The sequence below is a fragment of the Marinobacter sp. JSM 1782161 genome (assembly GCF_011421605.1).
Classification (GTDB): domain Bacteria; phylum Pseudomonadota; class Gammaproteobacteria; order Pseudomonadales; family Oleiphilaceae; genus Marinobacter_A; species Marinobacter_A bohaiensis.
On record NZ_WSSA01000005.1, the window covers coordinates 149,490 to 173,755 of the forward strand.

The window sequence follows — 24,266 nt, forward strand, 5'->3', positions numbered from 1 at the left end:
GATCAGAACGCTTTGCTGACCTGAATGGCCGCGTTCCAGGCGTCCAGCTCGTAGGTGCCATTGTAGCTGGCAGCGCCCGGAGCCGGCTCGTCGTCGACGGTGTATTCCTGCTCGTCCACGTCAACGTCGTCAAACAGCAGCATGCCGGCAGCCACATCCACGGTCCAGCCGCTCTGATCGTCTTTCCACTGAGTGCCCAGGGACAGCCAGTGACGGTCGTCAGACGGCACCCGCGCGGTACGGAAGTCCTCGTCCACCGGGGACTGATCGTAGGCGTAGCCGGTCTTGAAAGCCCAGTGCGGCGTGGCCTGCCAGATGGCACCCACGTTGAACTGCCAGGTGTCGTTCCAGTTCTCGGAAACGTGGCCGATGATGTCGCTGTCACCGTACTTGGCGGCACCCGATACGGAGGAGATCGCGCCATTTTCCTCACGGCTGACAACGTCGAGCGCCTCGAAGTCGCTCCACTCGGCCCAGGTGGCACCGGCCAGCAGGGTCACGCTGTCGGTCAGCTTGTGACGGGCACCCAGGGTGACGCTGGCAGGAATGTCGACAGGTACGACGGCGTCTTCCTCGGCCGTGCCGGTGGTCAGCGTGGCGGCATCCGGGAAGTTGGTCAGCGTCGCATCACCCTTCAGTTTCAGGGTGGTGGCGGTACGACCGGTGATACCAAACTGGGTCCGGTCGTTCAGCTCATACAGCAGGCCGACGGTGAAGTTGGTCGCAATGTCGTCGCCTTCCGCCTTGAAGTAGCCGTCAGAAAGAGTCACCGGCATACCCGCGGCCGCCAGCTGCGCCTCGGTTGCACTGTATTCCTGATACTTGGTCAGCTTGCCGTCGGCATACAGGACGTTGAAGCTCACGCCCATGGACAGACCTTCGCCGTTGTTAACGGACAGGGTCGGGCTGAAGGAGATCACGGTGATCTCGGTCTTGTCCGCAAAATAACGACCGGTGAAGTCGTTGTCGTAATCGGCAGCCAGGCCATACGGCGCGTGGATACCGAAGCCTACGTCAACGCGATCGTTGACCTCGTGGGTTACAAAGAAATTGGGCAGTACGGACAGGTCGGCGATGTCGCCGCCTTCGCTACCACTGACCGGCTGGCCTACGGAATCCGTCGCGCTGGTGGAACCGTCCTTGGCTTCTGCATCGATGTCCAGGACCGCCGCACCGAAGGAAATATTGGTGCCGGACAGCTGGCTCATGCCGGCCGGGTTGTAGTAGACGGTGGTTGCGTTCTCGGGGTTGGCCGCGGTACCCGCGTTAGCCACACCCATGGCGCTGGCGCTCAGCTCGTTAAGGGAAAAACCGCCCGCAAAGGAAGCCGCCGGGGCGCACAGGATGGTCGCCAGCATGGCGCGTGATAGTGTCTTGTTATAGCTCATGATTGTTATATCTCCGCCGTAAGTCTTGTGACCGGCGGAGTATACAGGGGTGTATGGACTGGCCTCAAATGCTAATTTCATTGATTAGCTTTGCAATTCAATAATATGCCGCCCAGGTTTCATGCCAATTTTAAAAAGAGCGTATTAAAGGGGCGTATGAATAGACCGTATGACTACTGGCCGGAGCGACGCACAGCATGCCTTCGGCACAACCACGGGCTCCGATCCGCGCGGAAGGTGAGACAGAAACAAGAAACGGGCACCGCCAGAAAAGCAGGAAGGAAAACCGGACGTGGCGGCACCCCGCCACGCCCGGGCAAAGACACTTAATCGTTCTGGATCGAGAGCTTGTCGACAGTGGACGACAGTGCGTCGGAATCGGTGGCATCGGCCCCCAGCTTGATCATCAGACGCAGATCGTTGGCGGAGTCGGCATGCGCCAGGGCGTCTTCGTAGGTGATCGAGCCCTCGGCATAGAGCCGGTACAGCGCCTGGTCGAAGGTCTGCATGCCGCCTTCCGTGGACTTGGACATCAGCTCCTTGAGCTTGTGCACCTCGCCCTTGCGGATCATGTCCTGGGCCAGCGGGCTGTTGATCAGCACTTCGATGACCGCGCGCCGCCCCTTGCCGTCCGGCGTGGGAATCAGCTGCTGGGCCACGATGGCCTTGAGGTTGAGGGACAGGTCCATCCAGATCTGGTTGTGCTGCTCGGGATTGAAGAACTGGATGATCCGGTCCAGCGCCTGGTTGGCGTTGTTGGCGTGCAGGGTGGCCAGGCACAGGTGACCGGTTTCCGCGAACTGCACCGCGTACTCCATGGTCTGCTTGGTCCGCACCTCACCGATCAGGATCACATCCGGCGCCTGCCGCAGGGTGTTCTTCAGGGCAACCTCGAAGCTCTCCGTGTCGATCCCCACCTCGCGCTGGGTCACGATGCAGCCCTGGTGCTGGTGGACGAATTCGATCGGGTCCTCGATGGAAATGATGTGGCCCCGGGAGTTGCGGTTGCGGTGGCCGATCATCGCCGCCAGGGATGTGGACTTACCGGTACCGGTGGCCCCCACGAAAATGATCAGGCCGCGCTTGGTCATGGCCAGATCCTTGATGACGTCCGGCAGCGACAGGTCGTCGATCTGCGGGATCTTCACCTCGATGCGACGCAGCACCATGCCGCACAGGTTGCGCTGGAAGAAGGCGCTGACCCGGAAACGGCCGATGCCGCGGGCGCTGATGGCGAAGTTGCACTCGTGGGTTTCCTCGAACTCCGCGCGCTGCTTGTCGTTCATCGCGCCGTAGACCAGCTCACGGGTCTGTTCCGGCGTCAGCGCGTTCTTGGTCACCGGCAGCACCTTGCCGTTGACCTTCATGCTGGGCGGCACCCCCGCCGTGATAAAGAGGTCCGATCCCCCCTTCTCCACCATCAGCCGCAGCAGTTTTTCGAATTCCATCAGTTCACCTGTCTTGTTCTGGTTCCCGGCACCGACTCAGCGGTGCGTCAGAAGTTATCCGGCATCTTGGCTTTCGACCGCGCCGCTTCCCGCGTGATCAAACCTTTCTGGAGCATCTTCAGCAGGCACTGGTCCAGGGTCTGCATCCCCAGGGAGCCGCCGGTCTGGATGGCGGAGTACATCTGCGCCACCTTGTCCTCACGGATCAGGTTCCGGATCGCCGAGGTGCCGATCATGATTTCATGGGCCGCAACCCGGCCACCGCCCACTTTCTTCATCAGGGCCTGGGACACCACCGCCTGCAGGGATTCGGACAGCATCGAGCGGACCATGGACTTCTCTTCCGCCGGGAACACGTCGACCACCCGGTCGATGGTCTTGGCGGCGGAGGTGGTGTGCAGGGTGCCGAACACCAGGTGACCGGTTTCGGCGGCGGTCAGCGCCAGGCGAATGGTTTCCAGGTCCCGCAGCTCACCGACCAGGATGATGTCCGGGTCTTCCCGCAGGGCCGAACGCAGCGCTTCGTTGAAGCCCAGGGTGTCGCGGTGGACTTCCCGCTGGTTGAGCAGGCACTTTTTGGATTCGTGCACGAATTCGATCGGATCCTCGATGGTGAGGATGTGCTCGTAGCGGGAATCGTTGATGTAGTCGAGCATCGCCGCCAGGGTCGTCGACTTACCGGAACCGGTAGGCCCGGTCACCAGCACCAGACCGCGCGGCACGGAGGCGATGTCCTTGAACACCTGCCCCATGCCCAGGTCTTCCATGGTCAGGACCTTGGAGGGAATGGTCCGGAACACGGCGCCGGCGCCGCGGTTCTGGTTAAAGGCGTTAACCCGGAAACGGGCGACGCCGGGAACCTCAAAGGAAAAGTCTGTCTCAAGGAATTCTTCGTAGTCCTTACGCTGCTTATCGTTCATGATGTCGTAGATCAGCGAATGGACTTCTTTATGCTCCATGGGGGGCAGGTTGATCCGGCGCACGTCCCCGTCGACACGGATCATGGGAGGCAGCCCGGCAGACAGGTGCAAATCCGACGCGCCCTGTTTCGCCGAGAAGGCCAGGAGTTCAGTAATATCCATCAGAATTCCTCGGAAGGCTTTTTCTTGATTCGTTCGGGTTCTGTATTCTATTTGCCGTTTATCCGCCCGGCGCCTGACGAGGGCGTGGCCGGGGCAAGGGGCGTAACCGGCCAGGCCAACCGCTCAGGGAAAGCGGTCTTCGCGACCTCACGACAGCTCGCCCTGTCGTCATCCAGTGCCTTGCGCAAGCCCGGAATGCCAAGCCAGAATTGCGAACAAACGTGCCCAGAAGTTCCAGAGATTCCTTGAATGGCCAGCATAGCAGACAACCTCGGGAGCGTAACCCGACGCATACAAAAAGCAACAATGGCCGCAGGCCGGCCTGAGAGCGGCGTCACGCTGCTCGCCGTCAGCAAGACGCGACCACCGGAAGACCTGCGTTCCGCCTATGCGGCGGGGCAGCGTTGCTTCGGCGAAAACTACCTCCAGGAAGCCCTGGAAAAGGTCGTGGCACTGGCCGACCTGGACGACATCGAGTGGCACTTCATCGGCCCGATCCAGTCCAACAAGACCCGCGACATCGCCGGCCATTTCCACTGGGTGCACAGCGTCGACCGGCTCAAGATCGCCCGGCGCCTGAGCGAGCAGCGCCCCGCGGACAAGCCGCCGCTCGACATCTGCCTGCAGGTCAACATCGACGACGAAGCCAGCAAGTCCGGCGTCGCCCTGGCGGACATCGACGCCCTGGCAGCCGACGTACTGGCCCTGCCCAACCTGCGCCTGCGCGGGCTGATGGCCATTCCCGATCCCGACCAGCCGGACGCCGACCTGCGCGCCAGCTTCCGGGCCCTGGCCGACAAACTGGCCGGGCTGCGCGAAGCCCATCCCGATGCCGCCGGCCTGGACACCCTGTCCATGGGCATGAGCGGTGACCTGGAAGCGGCCATTGCCGAGGGGGCCACCCTGGTGCGTGTGGGGACGGCCCTGTTCGGGGCCCGCCCCGCCTGACGGATGAACCTGTTATGATCTCAACCCAATGATCCACCTGACTGACGGAGTTCCAGCGTGAGCAAGACCCAGACGATCGCATTCATCGGGGCCGGCAACATGGCCAGCGCCATCATCGGCGGCATGATCGAGAACGGCTACAGTGCTGACAACATCTGGGTCAGCGCGCCGGACGACAGTCACCTTCAGGGCCTGCGCACCCGCTTCGGGGTGAGCGTCACCACCGACAACCGGCACTGCGCCCAGCAGGCGGACATCATCGTGCTCGCCGTCAAACCGCAGGTCATGCGCAGCGTCTGCCAGGACATCGCGCCGGTGGTGCAGAACACCCGCCCGCTGATGGTCTCCATCGCCGCGGGGCTGGAATGCGCCACCCTCGACGGCTGGCTCGGCGGTGGCCTGCCGCTGGTGCGGGTCATGCCCAACACCCCGTCACTGGTAGGCAAGGGCGCCGCCGGCCTGTTCGCCACAGACGACGTCAAGGACAAACAGCGTGATGCGGTAACCGCCATCTTCGGCGGCATCGGCGAAGCGGTCTGGGTCGAGGAAGAATCCCTCCTGCATGCCGTCACCGCCCTGTCCGGCAGCGGCCCGGCCTACTGCTTCCTGTTCCTGGAAGCCTTGGAGGAAGCGGCCATCGCCAACGGCCTGGAAGCGGCCACCGCCCGCAAACTGGCCATCCAGACCATGGCCGGCGCCGCCGAGATGGCCGCGCAAGGCAGCGACGAGCCGGCCCAGCTCAAGCGCAACGTCATGTCCCCCGGCGGCACCACCGAACGCGCCATCCAGACCTTCGAGGACGGCGACCTGCGGGCCCTGGTGCGGAAAGCCAGCCAGGCCGCGTTCAAACGCTCTGAGGAGCTGGCAGTCGAACTCAGCAAAGATGACGGCTGATCGCTGGAAAATCCCGACATTCATGCGCATTATTGACGCCGAAACCCCAGTACGGAGCCCCAAATGCTGGCGCAGATCGTAATTACGACGTTACAGATCCTTTCGACTTTCTATCTCACCATCGTGTTGCTGCGCTTCCTGCTGCAACTGGCCCGGGCCGACTTCTACAACCCGATCAGCCAGTTCGTGGTCAAGGCCACCAACCCGCCACTGCGACCGCTGCGCCGGATCATTCCGGGCTGGGGTGGCGTGGACGGCGCCGCCCTGGTGCTGGCTGTCCTGATCCAGATGCTCACGTTCTTCCTGATCCTGATCGCCCTGAGCGGCGGCGTCCCCTCCTTCAACCCGGTGACGCTGCTGGCGTGGTCGGCGGTGACCGTGCTGGGACTGATCGTCAAGATCTACTTCTGGTCGGTGCTGGCCATCGTCATCATCAGCTGGATTGCCCCCGGCAGCCCGCATCCGGCCATCCAGTTGATCGGTCAGCTCACTGAGCCGGTGATGCGCCCGGTGCGCAACGTCATGCCGGCTGTCGGCGGCCTGGACCTGTCACCGATCGTGGTATTCCTGCTGCTCAACGTGGTCTCGATCGTGATCGAATACATGGCCCGCGGCGTTGGCCTGGGGAACATCGGCGTCGCCCTCTGATGCGCGCCATGGCCGGGGGGCGATCCGCCCCTCGGCCCGTTACAAAATGACGCAATTTTCTACACACCGAAACCCGCCTCCAGCCTCCTGATTTTCCGAAGTTTCTCCAGCCACCGCCAATATCCTGACGCAAATCAGTTGCTTGACAGCCCACAGGACCTCGGTCCGATCTTTCCCAATCGCCTACCATCGCTACAATAGACCGGAAATGTCGTAACCCGACAAATACGGAAAAATCAAGACAAAAGAAAAGGTCCGACCGGTTACCGGCGGGCTAAAGGAACTGACCGAGCGCAAAAGGCTGGCCCGATGCACGCAACAGGAAGCTTGTCCCACCAGGTGGAGGCCTACCACGCCTGGAAGAAGGAACTGATCCGACAGATCTCCCGCTACCGTCTCTGGCTGCAGGACAACGACCTGTTTTCGGACGACGTCAGCCAACGCATCCGGCGCGGTCTGGAACTGCTGATCGAGGACGAACTGACCATCGCCTTCGTCGGCGAGTATTCCCGGGGCAAGACCGAGCTGATCAACGCCCTGTTTTTCTCGGAGTACGGCCAGCGCATCCTGCCCTCCCAGGCCGGCCGCACCACCATGTGCCCGACCGAACTGTTCTACGACCGCAGCGAGGGCAAGGACTACCTGTTACTGCTGCCCATCGAGACCCGCCGGGAAGACATCTCCCTGCAGCAGCTGCGCAAGCGCCAGGACCGCTGGCAGCGCATCGAGCTGGATTCCAGCTCCCCCGACGCCATGCGCGAAGCGCTGGCCCAGGTGGCGCAGGTCAAGAGCGTGACTCCGGGCGAAGCCCGCGATCTGGGCTTCGAAGAGAACATGCTGGAGCACGACCGCAAGCGCCCCGGCTACGTGCTGGTTCCGGCCTGGCGTAACGCCCAGATCAGCATTCGCCATCCGCTGTTTGAACGCGGGCTGCGCATCCTCGACACCCCGGGCCTGAACGCCCTGGGCTCCGAGCCCGAGCTGACCATCAGCATGCTGCCCAATGCCCACGCGGTGATTTTCCTGCTCAGCGCCGACACCGGCGTCACCGCCAGCGACATGACCATCTGGAAGGAGCACATCGCCACCGAAGATGCCGACCACCGCGCCGGCCGCTTCGCTGTGCTCAACAAGATCGACGTACTCTGGGACGACCTGCAGGGCCCCGAGCACACCGAGGCGTCCATCACCCGGGTGCGCGAGTACACCGCCGATCACCTCAACATCCGGCCCGAGGATGTGATCCCGGTCTCCGCCAAGCAGGGCCTGCTAGCCCGCGTGCAGAAGAACGAGGCCCTGTTCGAGCGCAGCTGCCTGCCGGATCTGGAAAAACTGATCATCCACCGCATCCTGATGCACAAGGAAGCGCTGATCACCCAGAGCCTGATCAACGACCTGCTGGGCATGCTGCAGAATAGCCAGGCCGCCATGCAGATCCGCCTCGACGCCCTGCGCGAGGAGCTGGAGGCCTGCAGCGAAACCCACACCGACAAGGAAGCGCTCAAGCGCCTGGCCGACCGAGCCCAGACCGACTACGACTTCTATTACAAGAAGCTGATCACCCTGCGCTCCAGCCGCCGGCTGATGCAGTCCCAGGGCGACATGCTCAAGGACCTGGTGCGCGAGGAGCGCTTCGAGGGCTACGTCGAGAAAGTCCGCCAGCTGCTCAACAAGAGCTGGACCACCGCCGGCATGAACCGGGCGATGAACCATTTCTTCGAGCTGCTGGAGAACGACTTCAACAACCTGCTGGCCGAAGGTCACCTGGCCGAGAAGATGGTGGACTCCATCTACCGGCGCTACAACGAAGATACCCGCGCGCGGCACCTGGAGCCGATTCCCCTGCGCGCCGGGCGCCACGTGATCGCCATCCGCGAGCTGCGCAAGAAAGCGGACCGCTTCCGCCTCAACCCGAAGAACATGCTGACCGAGCAGACCCTGCTGATCCGGCGCTTCTTCAACGTCATGGTCAGCGAGGCCCGCACCCTGCACAACCGGGTCCGCGCCGACGTGGAACGCTGGCCGCAGGAGGCCCTGCTGCCGATCATGCAGTACTCCATGGAACAGAAGCAGCTGCTGGAACACCAGATCCGCCGGGTACGCGACTCGGTCCGCAACGAGCGCACCCTGAAAGAGGAGCGTCAGCGGCTGAACGACAGCATCGCCGACCTGCAGCGCCAACTGGAACTGGCCGACAGCATGCATCGCCAGATTCGCAAGCCGGCACCGACGCTGATCCAGCAAAAAGTGGTCAACCTGTCCGGCATCGCCTGACACACCACGGCCCGGGGCGCCATGCCCCGGGCGAAGACAGCGCCCGCCTCCAGTTGCAGCGCCTGCCCCCCACCTTTAAACTGCTTCGCTGGCCGGCATTTGCGCGCCGATCGGCCACCGGTGTCGCCCAGACTACCGCCTTCAGGAAACCGCCGGCCGGGAAAACGGCCATTCAGGATCGTTCAGGATAAGATAAAGAGTCTCGATGCCCGATTCGCTGCCACCCGATTCCGTGGGCCTGGTTGAACCCCAGACCCTGCATTTCCCGGAGCCACTGACGCTCGCCTGTGGCCAGACCCTGCCAGAGTACGACCTGGTGGTGGAAACCTATGGTGAGCTGAACGCCGACGCCAGCAACGCGGTGCTCATCTGCCACGCCCTGAGCGGCCATCACCACGCCGCCGGCTACCACAGCAGCGACGAACGCAAACCCGGCTGGTGGGACAGCTGCATCGGCCCGGGCAAGCCCATCGACACCGACCGGTTCTTCGTGGTCAGCCTGAATAACCTGGGCGGCTGTCACGGCAGCACCGGCCCCAACTCGACCAACCCCGAAACCGGCCGCTGCTACGGCCCGGATTTCCCGGTGGTCACGGTGCGCGACTGGGTCGACAGCCAGGCGCGTCTGGCCGACCGCCTGGGCATCCAGCAGTGGGCCGCCGTCGTCGGCGGTTCGCTGGGCGGCATGCAGGCGTTGCAATGGAGCCTGAGCTACCCGGATCGCCTGCGCCATGCGGTGGCCATCGCCTCGACACCGCGCCTGACCGCGCAGAACATCGCCTTCAACGAAGTGGCCCGCAAGGCCATCACCTCCGACCCGGACTTCCACGAGGGCCGCTACGCCGACCACGACACAACCCCGCGCCGCGGGCTGATGCTGGCGCGCATGGTGGGGCATATCACCTACCTGTCGGACGCCTCCATGGGCGAGAAATTCGGGCGCGAGCTGCGCGAGGAAGCCCAGAAATTCGGTTACGACGCCGAGTTCCAGGTGGAAAGCTACCTGCGCTACCAGGGTGAGCGCTTCTCCGAGACCTTCGACGCCAACACCTATCTGTTGATGACCCGGGCCCTGGACTACTTCGATCCGGCCCGCGAGTTCGACAACGACCTGGCCAAGGCGCTGCAGCACGCCCGCTGCCAGTTCCTGGTGCTCTCGTTCAGCACCGACTGGCGCTTTACCCCGGAACGCTCCGAGGAGCTGGTCAAAGCCATGATCGCCGCCCGCTGCCGGGTCAGCTACGCCGAGATCGACGCACCCTGGGGCCACGACGCCTTCCTGATCCCGACGCCGCGCTACATGGACACCTTCACAGCCTACATGGACCGGGTCGCCCGGGAGGTCAGCGCATGAGAGCCGATCTGGAAATCATCGAAAAGTGGATCCAGCCGGAAAGCCACGTGCTCGACCTGGGCTGCGGCGACGGCACCCTGCTGGACTACCTGCAGCGCGAGAAGAACGCCAGCGGTTTCGGCCTGGAGATCAACCCCGACCACATCACCACCTGCATGGGCCGGGGTGTGAGCGTGATCGAGCAGGACCTGGACAACCAGGGGCTGGGCAATTTCCAGGACCAGAGTTTCGACGTGGTGCTGATGACCCAGGCCCTGCAGGCCGTGCGGCGGCCGGACGTGGTGCTGGACGAGATGCTGCGCCTGGGCCGTGAGTGCATCGTCACCTTCCCCAACTTCGCCTACTGGCGCCTGCGCTGGTACCTGATGCGCCGTGGTCGCATGCCCGAGTCCGAGACCCTGCCGTACAAGTGGTACAACACGCCCAATATCCACCTGTGCACCTTCAATGACTTCGAGACGCTCTGCTATCGTAAGAACATCCGGATTCTCAACCGTACCGTAGTGGACAGTGAACACCGCTACCGCTGGTTCAACCGGCTCTGGCCCAACATGCTCGGGCAAATCGCGATCTACCGGATTACCCGCTAGGAGCGCTCTCATGAAGACCCGCATCGTGTTCCGCCTCCCCCTGCTCGCCGCCCTGGCGATCCTGCTGAGCCTGGCCGCTCCGGTCCAGGCGGCCCAGTTCGTGCAGTTCGGCGACTACCAGGTGCACTACAGCGTCTTTCCCAGCAGTCTGCTGACGCCGGAGGTTGCCGCCCAGTACAACATCGTGCGCAGCAAGTCGATTGGCGTGGTCAACGTCAGCATCCTCAAGGAAGGCGACCACGGTCGGCTCAAGCCGGTGTCCGGTCAGGTGGAAGGCCAGGTGGTGAACGATATCCAGCAACAGCGCATCCTGGGTTTCCGGCGCATCAACGAAGGCAACGCCATCTATTACATCGCCGAGTTCCAGTTCATCGACGGCGAACTGCTGACCTTCGAGCTGGAAGCGAATGCCCCCGGCGCTCCCGACACCATGCCCGTGCGGGTCGCCCAAACCCTGCTCAACGACTGAGGTTCCATGACGCAACAACGACTGGTCCTGGCCAGCAACAACGCCGGCAAGATCCGTGAACTGGGCGACCTGCTCGCGCCGCTCGACTGGACGGTCGAGGCCCAGGGCGCATTGGGTGTCCCGGAAGCCGAAGAGCCGGCGGTGACCTTCGTCGAGAATGCCCTGCTCAAGGCCCGCAACGCCGCCCACCACACCGGCCTACCCGCCCTGGCGGACGATTCCGGCCTGGCCGTGGACGCCCTCGGCGGCGCCCCGGGCGTGCGCTCGGCCCGTTACGCCGGCGCCGACGCCAGTGACCAGGACAACATCGACCGCCTGCTGGCCGATCTCACGGACGTGCCCGAGGAGCAGCGCGGCGCCCAGTTCCACTGCGTGCTGGTCTACCTGCGCCACGCCGACGATCCGACGCCGCTGATCTGCCACGGCATCTGGCCCGGTCGCATCCTGGCCGAACAACGCGGCGTCGGCGGCTTTGGTTACGACCCGGTGTTCTGGGTACCCGAGACCGGCTGCAGCGCCGCCGAGCTGGACCGCAGCGAGAAAGGACGCATCAGTCACCGCGGCCGCGCCCTCAACCAGCTGATGGAACAGCTCCGCGCGCAAGCCCGACCATGACCGTTCCGGCCGCCACAGGCCCATTGCCGCCACTGAGCCTCTACGTGCACGTCCCCTGGTGCGTGCGCAAATGCCCCTACTGCGACTTCAATTCCCACGCCACGCGGGGCGAGATTCCCGAGGACGCCTACCTGGACGCGCTGCTGGAGGATCTGGAGGCGGACCTGCCCGGCGTCCAGGGCCGGCCTATTGAGACGGTGTTCATCGGCGGCGGCACGCCCTCGCTGCTGTCCGGTGATTTCTACGCGCGGCTGTTCGAACGCCTGTCCCATCACCTGGATTTCGCCGCCGACGCCGAGATCACCCTGGAAGCCAACCCCGGCACCCTGGAGCAAGGGCGTTTCCAGGCCTTCCGCAGGGCTGGCATCAACCGGTTGTCGCTGGGCATCCAGAGTTTCGATCCGGGCCAACTGCAGACCCTGGGGCGTATTCACGACGCTGACGCCGCCCGGGCCGCCATTACCGCCGCTCGCGAGGCCGGCTTCGATAACTTCAACCTGGACCTGATGCACGGCCTGCCGGGCCAGAGCATCGACCAGGCCATGGCCGATCTGGACGCGGCCCTGGCATGGCAGCCGCCGCACCTGTCCTGGTACCAACTGACCCTGGAGCCCAACACCGAGTTCTACAGCCGCCCGCCGGACCTGCCGGACGACGACGTCCTGTGGGATATCTACTGCGCCGGGCGCGACAAGCTGGAAGCTCACGGCTTTCGCAGCTACGAAATTTCCGCCTGGAGCCAGCCGGGGCGCCGGGCCCGCCACAACCTCAACTACTGGGAGTTCGGTGATTACCTGGCCCTCGGCGCCGGCGCCCACGGCAAGGTCACCTTCGCCGACACCGGCGAGATCCGCCGCTACTGGAAGACCCGACAGCCGGACGCCTACCTCAACCGGCTGGGCAGCCGCACCGCCGGCCAACAGGGCATCGCACGGGAAGACCAGCCGCTGGAGTTCATGATGAACGCCCTGCGCCTGCTCGACGGGGTGCCGGAGGACATGTTCGTGCAACGAACGGGTTTACCAGTGCGTGAGATTGCTGCGATACTCGAAACCCTGCGCTCCGAGGGCCTGCTGGAGCCGCACCGGCTTCAGGCCACCCCTCTGGGACAGCGCTATCTCAACAGTATCCTGGAGCGATTTCTGTCATGAGTGAAGCCACCCTGCCGCCGGTCCCGCCCACGCTCAAGCGGCTGATCTTCGCCACCCTCGGCCTGCTGGTCATCCTGCTGTTGATCAATCTCCCCCTGCTCACGCCGCAAGCACCGCAGGGCATCATCAGCCTGCAACTGGCCGCTACCGCCGAACAGTCGGCGCAGATCGTCCAAAGCTGGGGTGAGAACAGCGGCTGGGCGATGGCCTCGCTGCTGCTGGATATCCCGTTTGCGGTGATTTACGTGCTGATGCTTCTGGCACTGACCCGTTACCTGATGAGCGACCGGCCGGGCATTCGCGAACGTCAGTTGGGCCGCTGGGTGCGGGGCCTGTTCGTGACCGCAGGGGCCTGCGATCTGGGCGAGAATGTGTGTCTGCTGGGCAACCTGTCAGAGCCGGCGGATGCGGTCAGCCTGACCGCCACCCTGCTCGCCATGGCCAAGTTCACGGCGCTGATGCTGGGGGTGGCAGGTCTGGTGATCGTGCGCGCCTCACGCCGCCACCCGCTGAGCCACTGATCCGGCCGGCCCAGCGCCGGCCGTCGTATCAGTTGGTGCGCCGGAACAGCAGGTCCCAGACGCCGTGCCCACGGTTCATGCCGCGCTGCTCGAACTTGGTCAGCGGGCGCTCCTTGGGGCGCGGCGCGAAGCCACCCTCGGGCATGGTATTGGCGAAGCCTTCCGACGCGCTCATCACTTCCATCATATGTTCGCTGTAATTCTCCCAGTCGGTGGCCAGATGGAAGATGCCACCCACCCGCAACTTGTGGCGGATACGCTGGACGAACTCGGGCTGCACCAGACGACGCTTGTGGTGGCGTTTCTTGTGCCAGGGATCGGGGAAAAACAGCATGACCCGGTCCAGGGACGCATCCGGCAGGCACAGATCGATGACGTCGTTGGCGTCAATGTTGTAGACCCGTACGTTGTCCAGACCGCGCGTCTCGACTTCCTTCAACAGGGCGCCTACGCCGGCGGTGTGCACTTCCACGCCAATGAAATCCTGCTCCGGCGCGGCTTCCGCCATCGTGGCCAGTGACTGGCCCATGCCGAAACCGATTTCCAGGTTGAGCACCGCTTCCCGGCCGAACACTTCGCGCGGGTCGATCATGCCGTCTTCCCGGGTCAGGCCGTACTTGGGCCAACTGCGGTCGTAGGCCTTTTTCTGGCCTTCGGTCATCCGCCCCTGACGCAGCACGAAGCTGCGGATACCACGGCGCGTGGTGACCGGCTCATCACTGTGATCGGTGGTTTGCCTGTCTTTGTCGTCGGTCATTGGGGTCTCTCGTTCTGAATCGGTCTCTGGGGCGGTACGCGCCGCTGCGGCGCCCGCGCCTTATGCTGCGAAGTGTACCAGAGCTTACGCAGGGTGTGCGGAATGGACCACCGCACAGTCGCCGGCGAAAATAAGGACTATCCTGTTAAAACCACCGACTGTGAGGCTCAGGGAGACACTGACGCCATGGCTGCCCCACACAAGGTTACGGTTTTCTTCGACGAGCGGGTGCTGGCGCATGCACCGGACTCCGACCTGTCGTTCGTGCCGGGGCGGATGGACCGTCGGATCCGGCAGATCCTGTCCGGACTGAGCGTACCCTGGCGCTATCCCGAGCATCCCGGGCGGCTCACCAGCATCCTGCAATTCCTCGACGCCAATCCTGTCGACGGCGTGCATTTCGCGCACGGCGCCAAGGCCACCGCGGAACAACTGGGCCGCGTGCACACCACCGGCTACCTCGACGCCCTGTACCACCTGCGCGGCCAGAATGCCTGGCTCGACGTCGACACCACGGCGGTCTCTCCCGGCAGTATCGACGCCGCGGAGGTGGCCGCAGGCACCGCCATTGCCGCGGTCGAGAGCGTGCTGACCGGTGCCACGGAAAGCGCTTTTGCCCTGGTCCGCCCGCCCGGCCATCACGCCGAGTCGGTGCGCGCCCGGGGCTTCTGCCTGTTCAACAACGTCGCCGTGGCGGCCGCCCATGCCCTCGCCGCGCTGGGCTGCGAAAGGGTGCTGATCGTCGACTGGGACGCCCACCACGGCAACGGCACCCAACAGATTTTCTGGGCCGATCCGGATGTGCTCTTCTTCGACCTGCACCGGGCCTCGCCCTTCTACCCGGGATCCGGCCAGATGAACGAGGTGGGCGCCGGCCTGGGCGAAGGCACCACCGTCAACGTACCTCTGCCCGCCGGTACCGGCGATGCCGCCTACCTGAAAGCCATCGACGAGATCCTGGTGCCCGCGGCGGACTGGTTCCGGCCCCACCTGGTGCTGGTGTCCGCCGGCTTCGATCCACACTGGATGGACCTGGCGCTGAACGTGTCCTACGAGGGCTTCGGCGCCATGGCCGGCGCCATCCAGTCCATCGCCCGCAAGCACTGCGGAGGGCGCCTGGCGCTGGTTCTGGAGGGCGGCTACAACCTGGAGTCCCTGCCCCGGGGCGTGCATGCGGTGCTGGAGGTGCTGGCCGGCGGGCCGGTGCCGCAACCGGGCGTCTGCGGCTTCGCCGAAGTGGAAGCCGCAGCCCGCTTCCATCGCGACGCCTTCATTGCGCCCGACGCGGAGTGATCCGAACCGGGATCGTCAGGGCGTGGCGACGGGCGCACCGGCCTGGCGCCGGTCCAGCTTGCGGTAGCCCAGCGCTTCCACCAGGTGCGTCTGCTGCAGCTCCGGTTCGCCGGCCAGGTCCGCCAGGGTGCGCGCCACCCGCAGGATCCGGTGCAATGCGCGGGCCGACAGCCCCAGCCGCTCCATAGCCTGGGCCAGCAGCTGTTCACCGGCCTCCCCCGGACGGCAGTATCGGTCCAGGGCGTCACCGCTCAGGTCGGCGTTGAGCACACCGCGCTCGGCCTGCAACGCCCGGGCACGCAGCACCCGATCGCGCACGCCGCGGCTGTCGTCGGCCGACTGGTCCTGGCGCAACAGGGTCTGGCCGTCCTGAACCGGCACTTCCACATGCAGATCGAACCGGTCCAGCAGCGGGCCGGACAGACGCGACTGGTAGCGGGTCACCTGTTGCGGGCTGCACTGGCATTCGATGCTGGGATGGCCGCGGTAGCCGCAGGGGCACGGGTTCATCGCGGCGACCACCTGGAAACGGGCCGGATAGGTGACCTGCTGGGCGGCGCGGGAAATGACAATCTCACCGGATTCCATGGGCTCGCGCAGCACTTCCAGCACCTTGCGGTCGAACTCCGGCAGCTCGTCCATGAACAGCACGCCACGGTGGGCCAGGGAAATCTCGCCGGGACGCGGGCTGCTGCCCCCACCCACCAGCGCCACGGCGGAGGCCGTGTGGTGCGGCGAGCGATAAGGCGGCCGGCGCCAACTGCCCGGCTCCACCGACTCCCCCGCCACCGAACGCACGCTGGCGACTTCCAGCGCCGCCTCGTCCGTCAGCGGCGGCAGGATACCCGGCATGCGGCTGGCCAGCATGCTCTTGCCGGTGCCGGGCGGGCCGAACAGCAACAGATTGTGCCCGCCGGCCGCCGCCACTTCCAACGCCCGCTTGGGCACGTGCTGGCCGCGCACATCGCGCAGGTCAGGCCAGCCTTCATCCAGCGGAGGTTCCGGCGTGCGGGTCAGCGGCGGCAGGCGCTCTTCGCCGCACAGGTGCGCCACCACCTGCAGCAGGTGATCGGCGGCGAGCACGTCGTCGGCCGCCGCCAGCGCGGCTTCCTCGGCATTTTCCCGGGGGACGAGCAGTTGGCGTCCGGACGCCCGCGCCGCCATGACCGCCGGCAGCACACCGCGTACCGGGCGCAGGGTCCCATCCAGCGCCAGTTCGCCGACGCATTCCAGGCGCTCCAGCGTTTCCGCCGGAATCTGGCCCGACGCGGCCAGGATGCCCAGGGCAATGGGCAGGTCGAAGCGCCCGCCTTCCTTGGGCAGATCGGCCGGGGCCAGGTTGATGGTGATGCGGCGGGTGGGGAATTCGAAACCGGCGTTCATCAGGGCGCTGCGCACGCGGTCTTTACTTTCGCGGACCGCGGTTTCCGGTAACCCGACGATGGAAAGCGACGGCAGGCCATTGGAGAGGTGGATTTCGACCGTGACGGCCGGCGCGGAAACGCCCAGGCGGGCGCGCGTGTGAACGATCGCAAGCATGACAACCTTCCCTGGTTCGGGCCGGACACGGGGCATCCGGCAACTGCATGGACGGCGACGCGGCGTCCTGCCGCGCGGGTATCAGCCGTCGGTCTTATCGGTGGCCAGACGCTGCTCCATCTCCGCCACCTGTTTCTCGAGTACCTCGACTTTTTCCCGGGTGCGCTGCAGGACGGCCTGCTGGGCGTCGAATTCTTCCCGGGTCACGAGGTCCAGGCGATTGAGGACCGACAGAACCGTGGCCCGGGCGTGCTGTTCGAAGTCGTCCTTCGCGGCACGCGCCATATCCGGAACGAACTGGCCAAACTGGCCCTGGAGCTGTGACAGAAAATCCTGTGGTCTTTTCAACGTAATCCTCGCGGGTCCCAAGGCATGGTCGGAAAAGTGTACCATAATCGGGGTGATACAAGGCTGATCCAGCACGCACCGAAATGGCGCACCAATCCGGTTCGTTACGGAACAGTGCGCACCAGACTGATGCAACACTGTGACCCAATTCGGGGCCAGCCTTGATTAATTCACTGTTTTACCGGGTATTTTTTGCGTTGGCACACGCGATGCTTAATGCCTCGTACGCAATCCGCACACACTGTGTGCGAGGTGGCAGCATCCCGAGCTCAAACCAAACCCATAGAACAAGTTTGAGACGGAATTACCAAGGAGACAGCAATGAAACTTGTGACAGCGATCATCAAGCCTTTCAAGCTGGACGACGTCCGCGAGGCATTGTCCGAGATTGGCGTACAGGGCGTGACCGTCACTGAAGTCAAAGGCTTCGGGCGGCAAAAGGGGCACACCGAGCTGTATCGGGGTGCGGAATACGTGGTCGACTTCCTGCCCAAAGTGAAGGTGGAAGTGGCTATTGGCGACAACCTGCTCGACCAGGTCATCGAGTCCATCACCAAGGCGGCCAACACCGGCAAGATCGGTGACGGCAAGATCTTCGTGACCGAACTGGAGCAGGCGATCCGGATCCGGACCGGCGAGACCGGCGAAGAAGCCGTCTAAGACCACCGAATCCAACAACAACGCCAACGCAAATACCCAATTCACTCCTGAAGAGCCTTGTGCGGAGGGCTTCACATGGAAAACGAAATTTTCCAACTGCAGTACGCTATAGACACCTTTTATTTCCTGATTTGCGGCGCATTAGTCATGTGGATGGCTGCCGGTTTCGCCATGCTCGAGTCCGGCCTGGTCCGCGCCAAGAACACCACTGAGATTCTCACCAAGAACGTCGCGCTCTACGCGATTGCCTGCACCATGTACATGGTCTGCGGTTACGCCATCATGTACGGCGGCAATGTGTTCCTGTCCGGCATGGGCAGCGTCGATGTCGCTGGCGTTCTGGGCGATTTCGCCGGCCGTGAAGGCGGCTTCGAGGGTGGCTCCATCTACTCCGGCGCGTCCGACTTCTTCTTCCAGGTGGTCTTCGTCGCCACAGCCATGTCCATCGTTTCCGGTGCCGTGGCCGAGCGCATGAAGCTCTGGGCATTCCTGATCTTCGCGGTCGTCATGACTGGCTTCATCTACCCGCTGGAAGGCTCCTGGACCTGGGGCGGTGCTGCTGTCTTCGGCATGTACAGCCTGGGCGACCTGGGCTTCAGCGACTTCGCCGGCTCCGGCATCGTGCACATGGCCGGTGCGGCGGCCGCCCTGGCGGGTGTCCTGCTGCTGGGCGCGCGTAAAGGCAAGTACGGCCCGAACGGCGAAATCCGCGCCTTCCCGGGTGCCAACCTGCCGCTGGCCACACTGGGTACCTTCATCCTGTGGATGGGCTGGTTCGGCTTCAACGGCGGTTCCGTCCTGAAGCTGGGCGATATCGCCAGCGCACACTCGGTCGCCATGGTCTTCCTGAACACCAACGCGGCGGCTGCCGGCGGCGGTATCGCGGCGCTGATCACCGCGCGTCTGATGTTCGGCAAAGCCGACCTGACCATGCTGCTGAACGGCGCCCTGGCCGGCCTGGTGGTCATCACCGCTGAGCCGTCCACCCCGAGCGCCCTGACCGCCACCATCTTCGGTGCCCTGGGCGGTATCCTGGTGGTCTTCAGCATCGTGACCCTGGACAAGCTGCGCATCGACGATCCGGTCGGCGCCATCTCCGTCCACGGCGTGTGCGGTCTGCTGGGTCTGCTGCTGGTACCGGCCACCAACGGCGGCGTCAGCCTGAGCGGCCAGATCATCGGCGCCATCACCATCTTCGTCTGGGTCTTCGTAGCCAGCCTGATTGTCTGGGGCATCCTCAAGGCGGTCATGGGTCTGCGGGTTTCCGAGGAAGAAGAGTACGAGGGCGTGGATCTGTCCGAGTGCGGTATGGAAGCCTATCCGGAGTTCCTGAGCGCCAAGTAAGCGTTCTCTCCGGTAGCAACGAGAAAGGCGCCCTGCGGGGCGCCTTTTTTGTGGGCCGGTGCTTTCCAGACATCACGCGCGATCGGCTTAGCCGGTCGCCGACTTGCACGGCTGACTGTCCGCCTGCTGGAGAAAGAAATTGAGCTCCAGCTCCGCTTCCAGCTCATTCTCATACGGCCCCTTGACGATCCCTTCCCGGGTCTCGAAGAACCATTCCCCGTTGACGAAACTGAACCGCTCACAGCGGAACCAGTTCTTTTCCGGCTCTCCCTGTCTTACCACCATTTTGCCCTCCTGACTCGAATCGGTGTCACTGCCAGATGATGGGCATGCCTTGCCAGACGGTGGCGACCTTACGCCACCCGGTCCGGCACAACCAAGGATGCGAAAGTGAGAAAGACCTCACACTCATTAGCGTAGGAGATTGGGAGACAGCGGAGAGACCGATTTCGATGAAACGGGGGAACGCTTAGTGCGAAAAGGCATGTCCGCCGGCCCGGGCAACCGGGCCGGCGGGGCGGGTTCAGTCTTCGAGGATATCCCGCATGAACTGGGGCTGGGCCAGGGCCGCGTGGTGGATCGCTTCGTTGTAGTAACGGGTCACGAAGGGCCGCTCGGCCGCGTCTTCCTCACGGAAGTAGTGCAGCGGGTTTTCCTTGCTGGCCATGGTGCAGCTCCACCAGCCTGTAGGGTACACCGGCTGCGGGAACGGCAGGGTGATGACGTGGTCCAGGCCGGCTTTCTTCATGTCGGCGTGGATGTCCTTGATGATGGTATCGGCATGCAGCAGGGGCGACTCGCTCTGCTGCACGATGAGGCCGCCCTCACGCAGCGCCAGCATGCAGTCCCGGTAGAAATCCAGCGCGAACAGGCCTTCCGCCGGGCCCACCGGGTCGGTGCTGTCGATGATGATCAGGTCGATGCTGTCCGGGTCGGCGTCGCGGATCCACTGGATGCCGTCACCGAAGAAGAAGTTGGCGCGCGGGTCTTCGTTGGACTCGCACAGTTCCGGGAAATACTTCTCCGACATGCGGGTCACCCGCTCGTCGATTTCCACCTGCCAGGCTTCCTCCACGTCCGGGTGTTTGAGCACTTCACGCAGGGTGCCGCAATCGCCGCCACCGACGACCACGACCTTGCGCGGGGCCTTGTGGGTAAACAGCGCCGGATGGGTCATCATCTCGTGGTAGAGGAAGTTGTCGCGGCTGGTGAGCATCACGCAGCCGTCCAGCACCATCAGGTTGCCGAAGGTTTCGGTCTCGTAGATTTCCAGCTTCTGGTACGGGGTCTGCTCCTCGTGGAGCTTGCTTTTGACCTGGAGCGAGAACGCCGTACCCTGGTCCTGGAAGACTTCGGTAAACCATCCTTCATTCAGTGCCGACATCGTTTCACTCCTTCTGACCGGTGGATTCTCTTGCGTGCCGGAAGCGTCGGGCTCTCCCGGCCGGATCTGCGGGCGATTCTAGAGGCTCATTGTCCCGCGCAGAAGCATAAAAATACAGGTATTTGCCGAAGTCGGCCGCGCCTCGCGCTTCCCGCTCCGGCCCGCCATTCTTTACAATGACGGCCCCATTCAAGGATTGACGCCACCATGACAGACAGCACCGGCAGCAAGGCCCACCAGGTCTACAACATCGCCCACTGGGGCGAAGGCTACATGGACATCGACGCCGCCGGCGACGTGCTGATGCGCCCGGACCGGGGTCACAGCGGCGCCGCCATCAACCTGCGCCGGCTCACCCGGGAACTGCAGGATCAGGGCGTGCAGTTGCCGGTGCTGGTGCGTTTCGGCGACATCCTCCATGATCGAGTCAACCGCCTGTGCGAGGCGTTCAACCGGACCGCGCAGGACAAGGGCTACCAGGGCCGTTACACCGCCGTCTATCCGATCAAGGTGAACCAGCAGCGCCACGTTGTCGAGGCCATCACCCAGGCGGAGCCCGCCGCCAGCCAGGGCCAGATCGGCCTGGAAGCCGGCAGCAAGCCGGAGCTGATGGCGGTGCTGGCGCTGTCCCGCCAGCCGGGGTCGGTGATCGTCTGCAACGGCTACAAGGACCGCGAGTACATCCGCCTGGCGCTGATCGGCCAGAAGCTGGGGCACCGGGTCTTTATCGTGGTGGAGAAACAGTCGGAGCTGCCGGAAATCCTGGAAGAGGCCCGCACCCTCGGCGTGCAGCCGCTGATCGGCGTACGCGCGCGGCTGGCCAGCATCGGCAAGGGCAACTGGCAGAACACCGGCGGCGAGAAGTCCAAGTTCGGTCTGTCCGCCAGCCAGGTGCTGGACGTGATCGACCAGCTCAAGGCCGCCGACGCCCTGGACAGCCTGCAACTGCTGCACTTCCACCTGGGCTCTCAGATCGCCAACATCCGCGACATCCAGACCGGCCTGAAAGAGTGCGCCCGCTTCTACAGCGAACTGCGCCAGCTGGGCGCGCCCATCGGCACCGTCGACATCGGCGGCGGCCTGGGCGTGGACTATGAGGGCACCCGCTCGCGCAGCGCCTGCTCGATCAACTACAGCATGGACGAGTACGCCTACAACGTGATCCACACCTTGCAGGCGGAGTGCGACCAGGCCGGCATTCCCCACCCCGACCTGATCAGCGAATCCGGCCGCGCCCTGACCGCCCATCACGCGGTGCTGATCACCAACGTGATCGACCGGGAAGCGCCCGCCGCGCCGACGCCGTCCGAGCCCGCCGCCGACGCGCCGGGCCCGCTGCATGACCTGTGGCGCGACTACACCAGCCTGCAGCAGAGCGCACCGCGCCGCTCGCAGGTGGAGATCTACCACGACGTGGTGCACGCCATCAGCGACGTGCACACGCTGTTCGCCCACGGGCTGCTGTCCCTGAGCCACCGCGCCGAGGCGGAACAGCTCTACACCGCCTGCTGCCGCCGCCTGCAGATCCAACTGGACGCCGGCAACCGCGCCCACCGGGAGATCATCGACGAGCTCAACGAGAAGCTGGCCGAAAAGCTGTTCATCAACTTCTCCCTGTTCCAGTCCCTGCCGGACGTGTGGGGCATCGACCAGATCTTCCCGGTGCTGCCGATCAGCGGCCTGAACCAGCCGCTGAACCGGCGTGCCGTGATCCAGGACATCACCTGCGACTCCGACGGCCGCATCGACCGCTACGTGGATGGCCAGGGCGTGGAAACCACCCTGCCCCTGCCCGCCGACGACGGCCAGCCGATGCTGATGGGCTTTTTCATGACCGGCGCCTACCAGGAAATCCTGGGGGACATGCACAACCTGTTCGGCGACACCAACTCGGTGGACGTCACCCACGCCGACGACGGCCGCTACCAGGTGCGTCACCGGGTCGAAGGGGACACGGTCGCCAAGATCCTGCGCTACGTGAACTTCGATCCGGACACCCTGCGCGACGCCTATCGCCGCAAGTTCGGCGCCAGCGACCTGCCCACCGCCGAGCGGGAGACGCTGATCGGCGAACTGCTGCAGGGCCTGGAAGGCTACACCTACCTGGAAGACTGATCCCGGCCCGCGCTCGCGGGCCGGACTGTTCGCCCCTCGCTCATCCATTTGTCATCGACCGGTGATCCAGCGCCCAACCGGGCGCGTAAATCGGTCAACTGACAAATTCATGGCGAGCACATAGAATGATCACAACTACACGTTCGAACGCAGCCACGACAGGGGACCGCTCAGTGTCCACGCCCAACCCCGGCTCCAGCCGTGCCGAAGGTCGCAAGGATCCCTGGAGCCCATTGCTGGAAAAGGTCGGCAAATCCCAGGACCGGGAAGCCTACCGCGCCCTGTTCGAGCACTTCGGCCCGCAGATCAAGTACTACGCCATGGCCAACGGGCTCGCCGGTCAGGCCGAGGAACTGGTGCAGGAAGTGTTCGTCTCCATCTGGCGCCGCTCCTGCCTGTATGATTGGCGCAAAGCCGCCGCCTCCACCTGGATTTTCACCATTGCCCGGAATCAGCGCATCGACATGCTGCGCAAGATGCAACGCTCGCGGGCGGAAATGACCGTGGAAACCGAGGACCTCTGGCAGATCCCCGGCGATGACGAGAACGAACCGGTCACCTCCCTGCACCGCATCATGTCAGAGCGCCGCATCCGCAACTCGCTCCAACATCTGCCGGAAGAACAGATCACCGTGATCGCCAAAGTTTATATGGAAAACAAGTCGCACCAGGTGGTCGCCGACGAACTCCAGATTCCGCTCGGCACCGTCAAGAGCCGGGTCCGACTTGCCCTGAACAAGCTCAAGGTCATTTTGCAGGACGAGAACGCATGAGCCAGCATCATCCTGACAGTCACACCCTGATGGAATTCAGCGCCGGGAACCTGAGTGACCCGCACGCGCTGTGCATTCGCCTCCATCTGGATCAGTGCCCGCACTGTCGCAGCCGCGTGGATACGCTCGACAGCCTGGGCGCGGTGATGATGGAGGAACAGAGCCGGGTCGACGTCTCCGTCGACGCGTTCGACCGGATCATGTCGCGGATCGACGACGAGCCGGCGTCGATACCCGAGCCCAGGATACCGCGCGGCAACCCGCTCGAACGCCTGCTGGGCGAGGACCTGAACCACCTGCCCTGGAAGCGCCAACTGGCCGACGTCAGCGTGCTGGACATTACCGACCTGTTTCCCGGCCAGCCGGAGAAGGTGGTGCTGCAGAAACTCAACGCCGGCGGCAAGGCACCGGCCCACACCCATCGCGGCGTGGAAACCACCATCGTGCTGCAAGGCGCCTTCACCGATCACAAGGGGGTGTTCAAGCAGTGGGACTTCGTGGTCCTGGACCAGCACGACGAGCACCGCCCGGTAGCCCTGGAAGGGGACGACTGCATCACCCTGTCGGTGCTCAGCGCGCCGCTGAAACTGACCGGAACCTTCACCCGTCTGCTCAACCCGTTTATTCGCTGAGAAGCGATCTGCGTCCTTCCTGAATAACTCGCTTGCCCC

Annotated in this window: 24 protein-coding genes; 16 read left to right on the forward strand and 8 right to left on the reverse strand. The window is 64.3% G+C overall.

The window, feature by feature from the left end; translation table 11 throughout:
- Positions 1–2: 2 nt before the first annotated feature.
- From GQB00_RS19855 to GQB00_RS19865, 3 genes are all read right to left on the reverse strand, one after another.
- Complete coding sequence (locus GQB00_RS19855; RefSeq protein WP_111498073.1) at positions 3–1,388, reverse strand: OmpP1/FadL family transporter; 1,386 nt, start codon at positions 1,386–1,388, stop codon at positions 3–5.
- Between the two features lie 326 nt (positions 1,389–1,714).
- Positions 1,715–2,836, reverse strand: coding sequence for a PilT/PilU family type 4a pilus ATPase (locus tag GQB00_RS19860; protein ID WP_111498074.1), 1,122 nt, complete (start codon positions 2,834–2,836; stop codon positions 1,715–1,717).
- A gap of 47 nt (positions 2,837–2,883) precedes the next feature.
- Positions 2,884–3,918, reverse strand: a complete 1,035-nt coding sequence (locus GQB00_RS19865) for a type IV pilus twitching motility protein PilT (RefSeq protein WP_111498075.1) — start codon at positions 3,916–3,918, stop codon at positions 2,884–2,886.
- Between the two features lie 249 nt (positions 3,919–4,167).
- Between GQB00_RS19865 and GQB00_RS19870 the strand changes: the two genes are divergently transcribed.
- The 10 genes from GQB00_RS19870 to GQB00_RS19915 all read left to right on the forward strand — a co-directional run bounded on the left by GQB00_RS19870 (position 4,168) and on the right by GQB00_RS19915 (position 13,382).
- Positions 4,168–4,866 (forward strand): YggS family pyridoxal phosphate-dependent enzyme, encoded by a 699-nt coding sequence (locus GQB00_RS19870; RefSeq protein ID WP_165857561.1) that lies wholly within the window; start codon positions 4,168–4,170, stop codon positions 4,864–4,866.
- Positions 4,867–4,923: 57 nt separating this feature from the next.
- Positions 4,924–5,760, forward strand: coding sequence for a pyrroline-5-carboxylate reductase (gene proC, locus GQB00_RS19875; RefSeq protein ID WP_165857562.1), 837 nt, complete (start codon positions 4,924–4,926; stop codon positions 5,758–5,760).
- Between the two features lie 63 nt (positions 5,761–5,823).
- Positions 5,824–6,408 carry a YggT family protein gene (locus GQB00_RS19880; protein ID WP_111498078.1) on the forward strand — a complete coding sequence of 195 codons (585 nt, stop codon included), beginning with the start codon at positions 5,824–5,826 and terminating at the stop codon, positions 6,406–6,408.
- A 309-nt stretch (positions 6,409–6,717) separates the two neighbouring features.
- Entirely contained in the window at positions 6,718–8,682 is a 1,965-nt protein-coding gene (locus GQB00_RS19885) for a dynamin family protein (RefSeq protein ID WP_165857563.1), read from the forward strand.
- Positions 8,683–8,887: 205 nt separating this feature from the next.
- The gene (gene metX, locus GQB00_RS19890; protein ID WP_111498080.1) at positions 8,888–10,036 is read left to right on the forward strand and encodes a homoserine O-succinyltransferase MetX; all 1,149 of its coding nucleotides are present in this window, start codon (positions 8,888–8,890) and stop codon (positions 10,034–10,036) included.
- Complete coding sequence (gene metW / locus GQB00_RS19895; protein WP_111498081.1) at positions 10,033–10,626, forward strand: methionine biosynthesis protein MetW; 594 nt, start codon at positions 10,033–10,035, stop codon at positions 10,624–10,626. Before metX ends, metW begins: the two co-directional genes overlap by 4 nt.
- A gap of 10 nt (positions 10,627–10,636) precedes the next feature.
- A complete protein-coding gene (locus GQB00_RS19900; RefSeq protein WP_165857564.1) occupies positions 10,637–11,095 on the forward strand; it encodes a DUF4426 domain-containing protein in 459 nt (152 codons plus the stop codon).
- A gap of 6 nt (positions 11,096–11,101) precedes the next feature.
- Positions 11,102–11,710, forward strand: coding sequence for an RdgB/HAM1 family non-canonical purine NTP pyrophosphatase (rdgB, locus tag GQB00_RS19905; RefSeq protein ID WP_165857565.1), 609 nt, complete (start codon positions 11,102–11,104; stop codon positions 11,708–11,710).
- Complete coding sequence (hemW, locus tag GQB00_RS19910) at positions 11,707–12,861, forward strand: radical SAM family heme chaperone HemW (protein ID WP_111498084.1); 1,155 nt, start codon at positions 11,707–11,709, stop codon at positions 12,859–12,861. Before rdgB ends, hemW begins: the two co-directional genes overlap by 4 nt.
- Positions 12,858–13,382, forward strand: coding sequence for a hypothetical protein (locus tag GQB00_RS19915; protein ID WP_111498085.1), 525 nt, complete (start codon positions 12,858–12,860; stop codon positions 13,380–13,382). Before hemW ends, GQB00_RS19915 begins: the two co-directional genes overlap by 4 nt.
- Before the next feature lie 28 nt (positions 13,383–13,410).
- Here the strand turns inward: GQB00_RS19915 and trmB are convergent, their stop codons facing one another.
- Positions 13,411–14,139 (reverse strand): tRNA (guanosine(46)-N7)-methyltransferase TrmB, encoded by a 729-nt coding sequence (gene trmB, locus GQB00_RS19920; RefSeq protein ID WP_111498086.1) that lies wholly within the window; start codon positions 14,137–14,139, stop codon positions 13,411–13,413.
- A gap of 186 nt (positions 14,140–14,325) precedes the next feature.
- Between trmB and GQB00_RS19925 the strand changes: the two genes are divergently transcribed.
- Positions 14,326–15,432, forward strand: a complete 1,107-nt coding sequence (locus GQB00_RS19925) for a histone deacetylase (RefSeq protein WP_165857566.1) — start codon at positions 14,326–14,328, stop codon at positions 15,430–15,432.
- Between the two features lie 15 nt (positions 15,433–15,447).
- On the opposite strand, the gene GQB00_RS19930 is transcribed toward GQB00_RS19925, so the two are convergent.
- Together GQB00_RS19930 and GQB00_RS19935 are read right to left on the reverse strand one after the other, a co-directional pair.
- Positions 15,448–16,971, reverse strand: a complete 1,524-nt coding sequence (locus GQB00_RS19930; protein WP_165857567.1) for a YifB family Mg chelatase-like AAA ATPase — start codon at positions 16,969–16,971, stop codon at positions 15,448–15,450.
- An 81-nt stretch (positions 16,972–17,052) separates the two neighbouring features.
- The gene (locus GQB00_RS19935) at positions 17,053–17,319 is read right to left on the reverse strand and encodes an accessory factor UbiK family protein (protein ID WP_165857568.1); all 267 of its coding nucleotides are present in this window, start codon (positions 17,317–17,319) and stop codon (positions 17,053–17,055) included.
- A 321-nt stretch (positions 17,320–17,640) separates the two neighbouring features.
- Here GQB00_RS19935 and glnK point away from each other — a divergent pair, with 321 nt between their 5' ends.
- A complete protein-coding gene (gene glnK, locus GQB00_RS19940) occupies positions 17,641–17,979 on the forward strand; it encodes a P-II family nitrogen regulator (protein ID WP_004578958.1) in 339 nt (112 codons plus the stop codon).
- Between the two features lie 75 nt (positions 17,980–18,054).
- Positions 18,055–19,323: an ammonium transporter gene (locus tag GQB00_RS19945; protein ID WP_111498090.1), complete on the forward strand. Its 1,269-nt coding sequence runs from the start codon at positions 18,055–18,057 to the stop codon at positions 19,321–19,323.
- Positions 19,324–19,410: 87 nt separating this feature from the next.
- Here GQB00_RS19945 and GQB00_RS19950 read toward each other — a convergent pair whose 3' ends face one another.
- Together GQB00_RS19950 and speE are read right to left on the reverse strand one after the other, a co-directional pair.
- Positions 19,411–19,608 carry a DUF6316 family protein gene (locus GQB00_RS19950; RefSeq protein WP_111498091.1) on the reverse strand — a complete coding sequence of 66 codons (198 nt, stop codon included), beginning with the start codon at positions 19,606–19,608 and terminating at the stop codon, positions 19,411–19,413.
- Between the two features lie 238 nt (positions 19,609–19,846).
- Positions 19,847–20,707: a polyamine aminopropyltransferase gene (gene speE, locus GQB00_RS19955; RefSeq protein WP_165857569.1), complete on the reverse strand. Its 861-nt coding sequence runs from the start codon at positions 20,705–20,707 to the stop codon at positions 19,847–19,849.
- A gap of 207 nt (positions 20,708–20,914) precedes the next feature.
- Between speE and speA the strand changes: the two genes are divergently transcribed.
- From speA to GQB00_RS19970, 3 genes are all read left to right on the forward strand, one after another.
- On the forward strand, positions 20,915–22,822 hold the full coding sequence (speA, locus tag GQB00_RS19960) for a biosynthetic arginine decarboxylase (protein WP_165857570.1): 1,908 nt from the start codon (positions 20,915–20,917) through the stop codon (positions 22,820–22,822).
- Between the two features lie 125 nt (positions 22,823–22,947).
- Positions 22,948–23,595 carry a sigma-70 family RNA polymerase sigma factor gene (locus tag GQB00_RS19965; RefSeq protein ID WP_165857571.1) on the forward strand — a complete coding sequence of 216 codons (648 nt, stop codon included), beginning with the start codon at positions 22,948–22,950 and terminating at the stop codon, positions 23,593–23,595.
- A complete protein-coding gene (locus tag GQB00_RS19970) occupies positions 23,592–24,227 on the forward strand; it encodes a ChrR family anti-sigma-E factor (RefSeq protein ID WP_111498095.1) in 636 nt (211 codons plus the stop codon). Before GQB00_RS19965 ends, GQB00_RS19970 begins: the two co-directional genes overlap by 4 nt.
- The last annotated feature ends 39 nt before the right edge of the window (positions 24,228–24,266 follow it).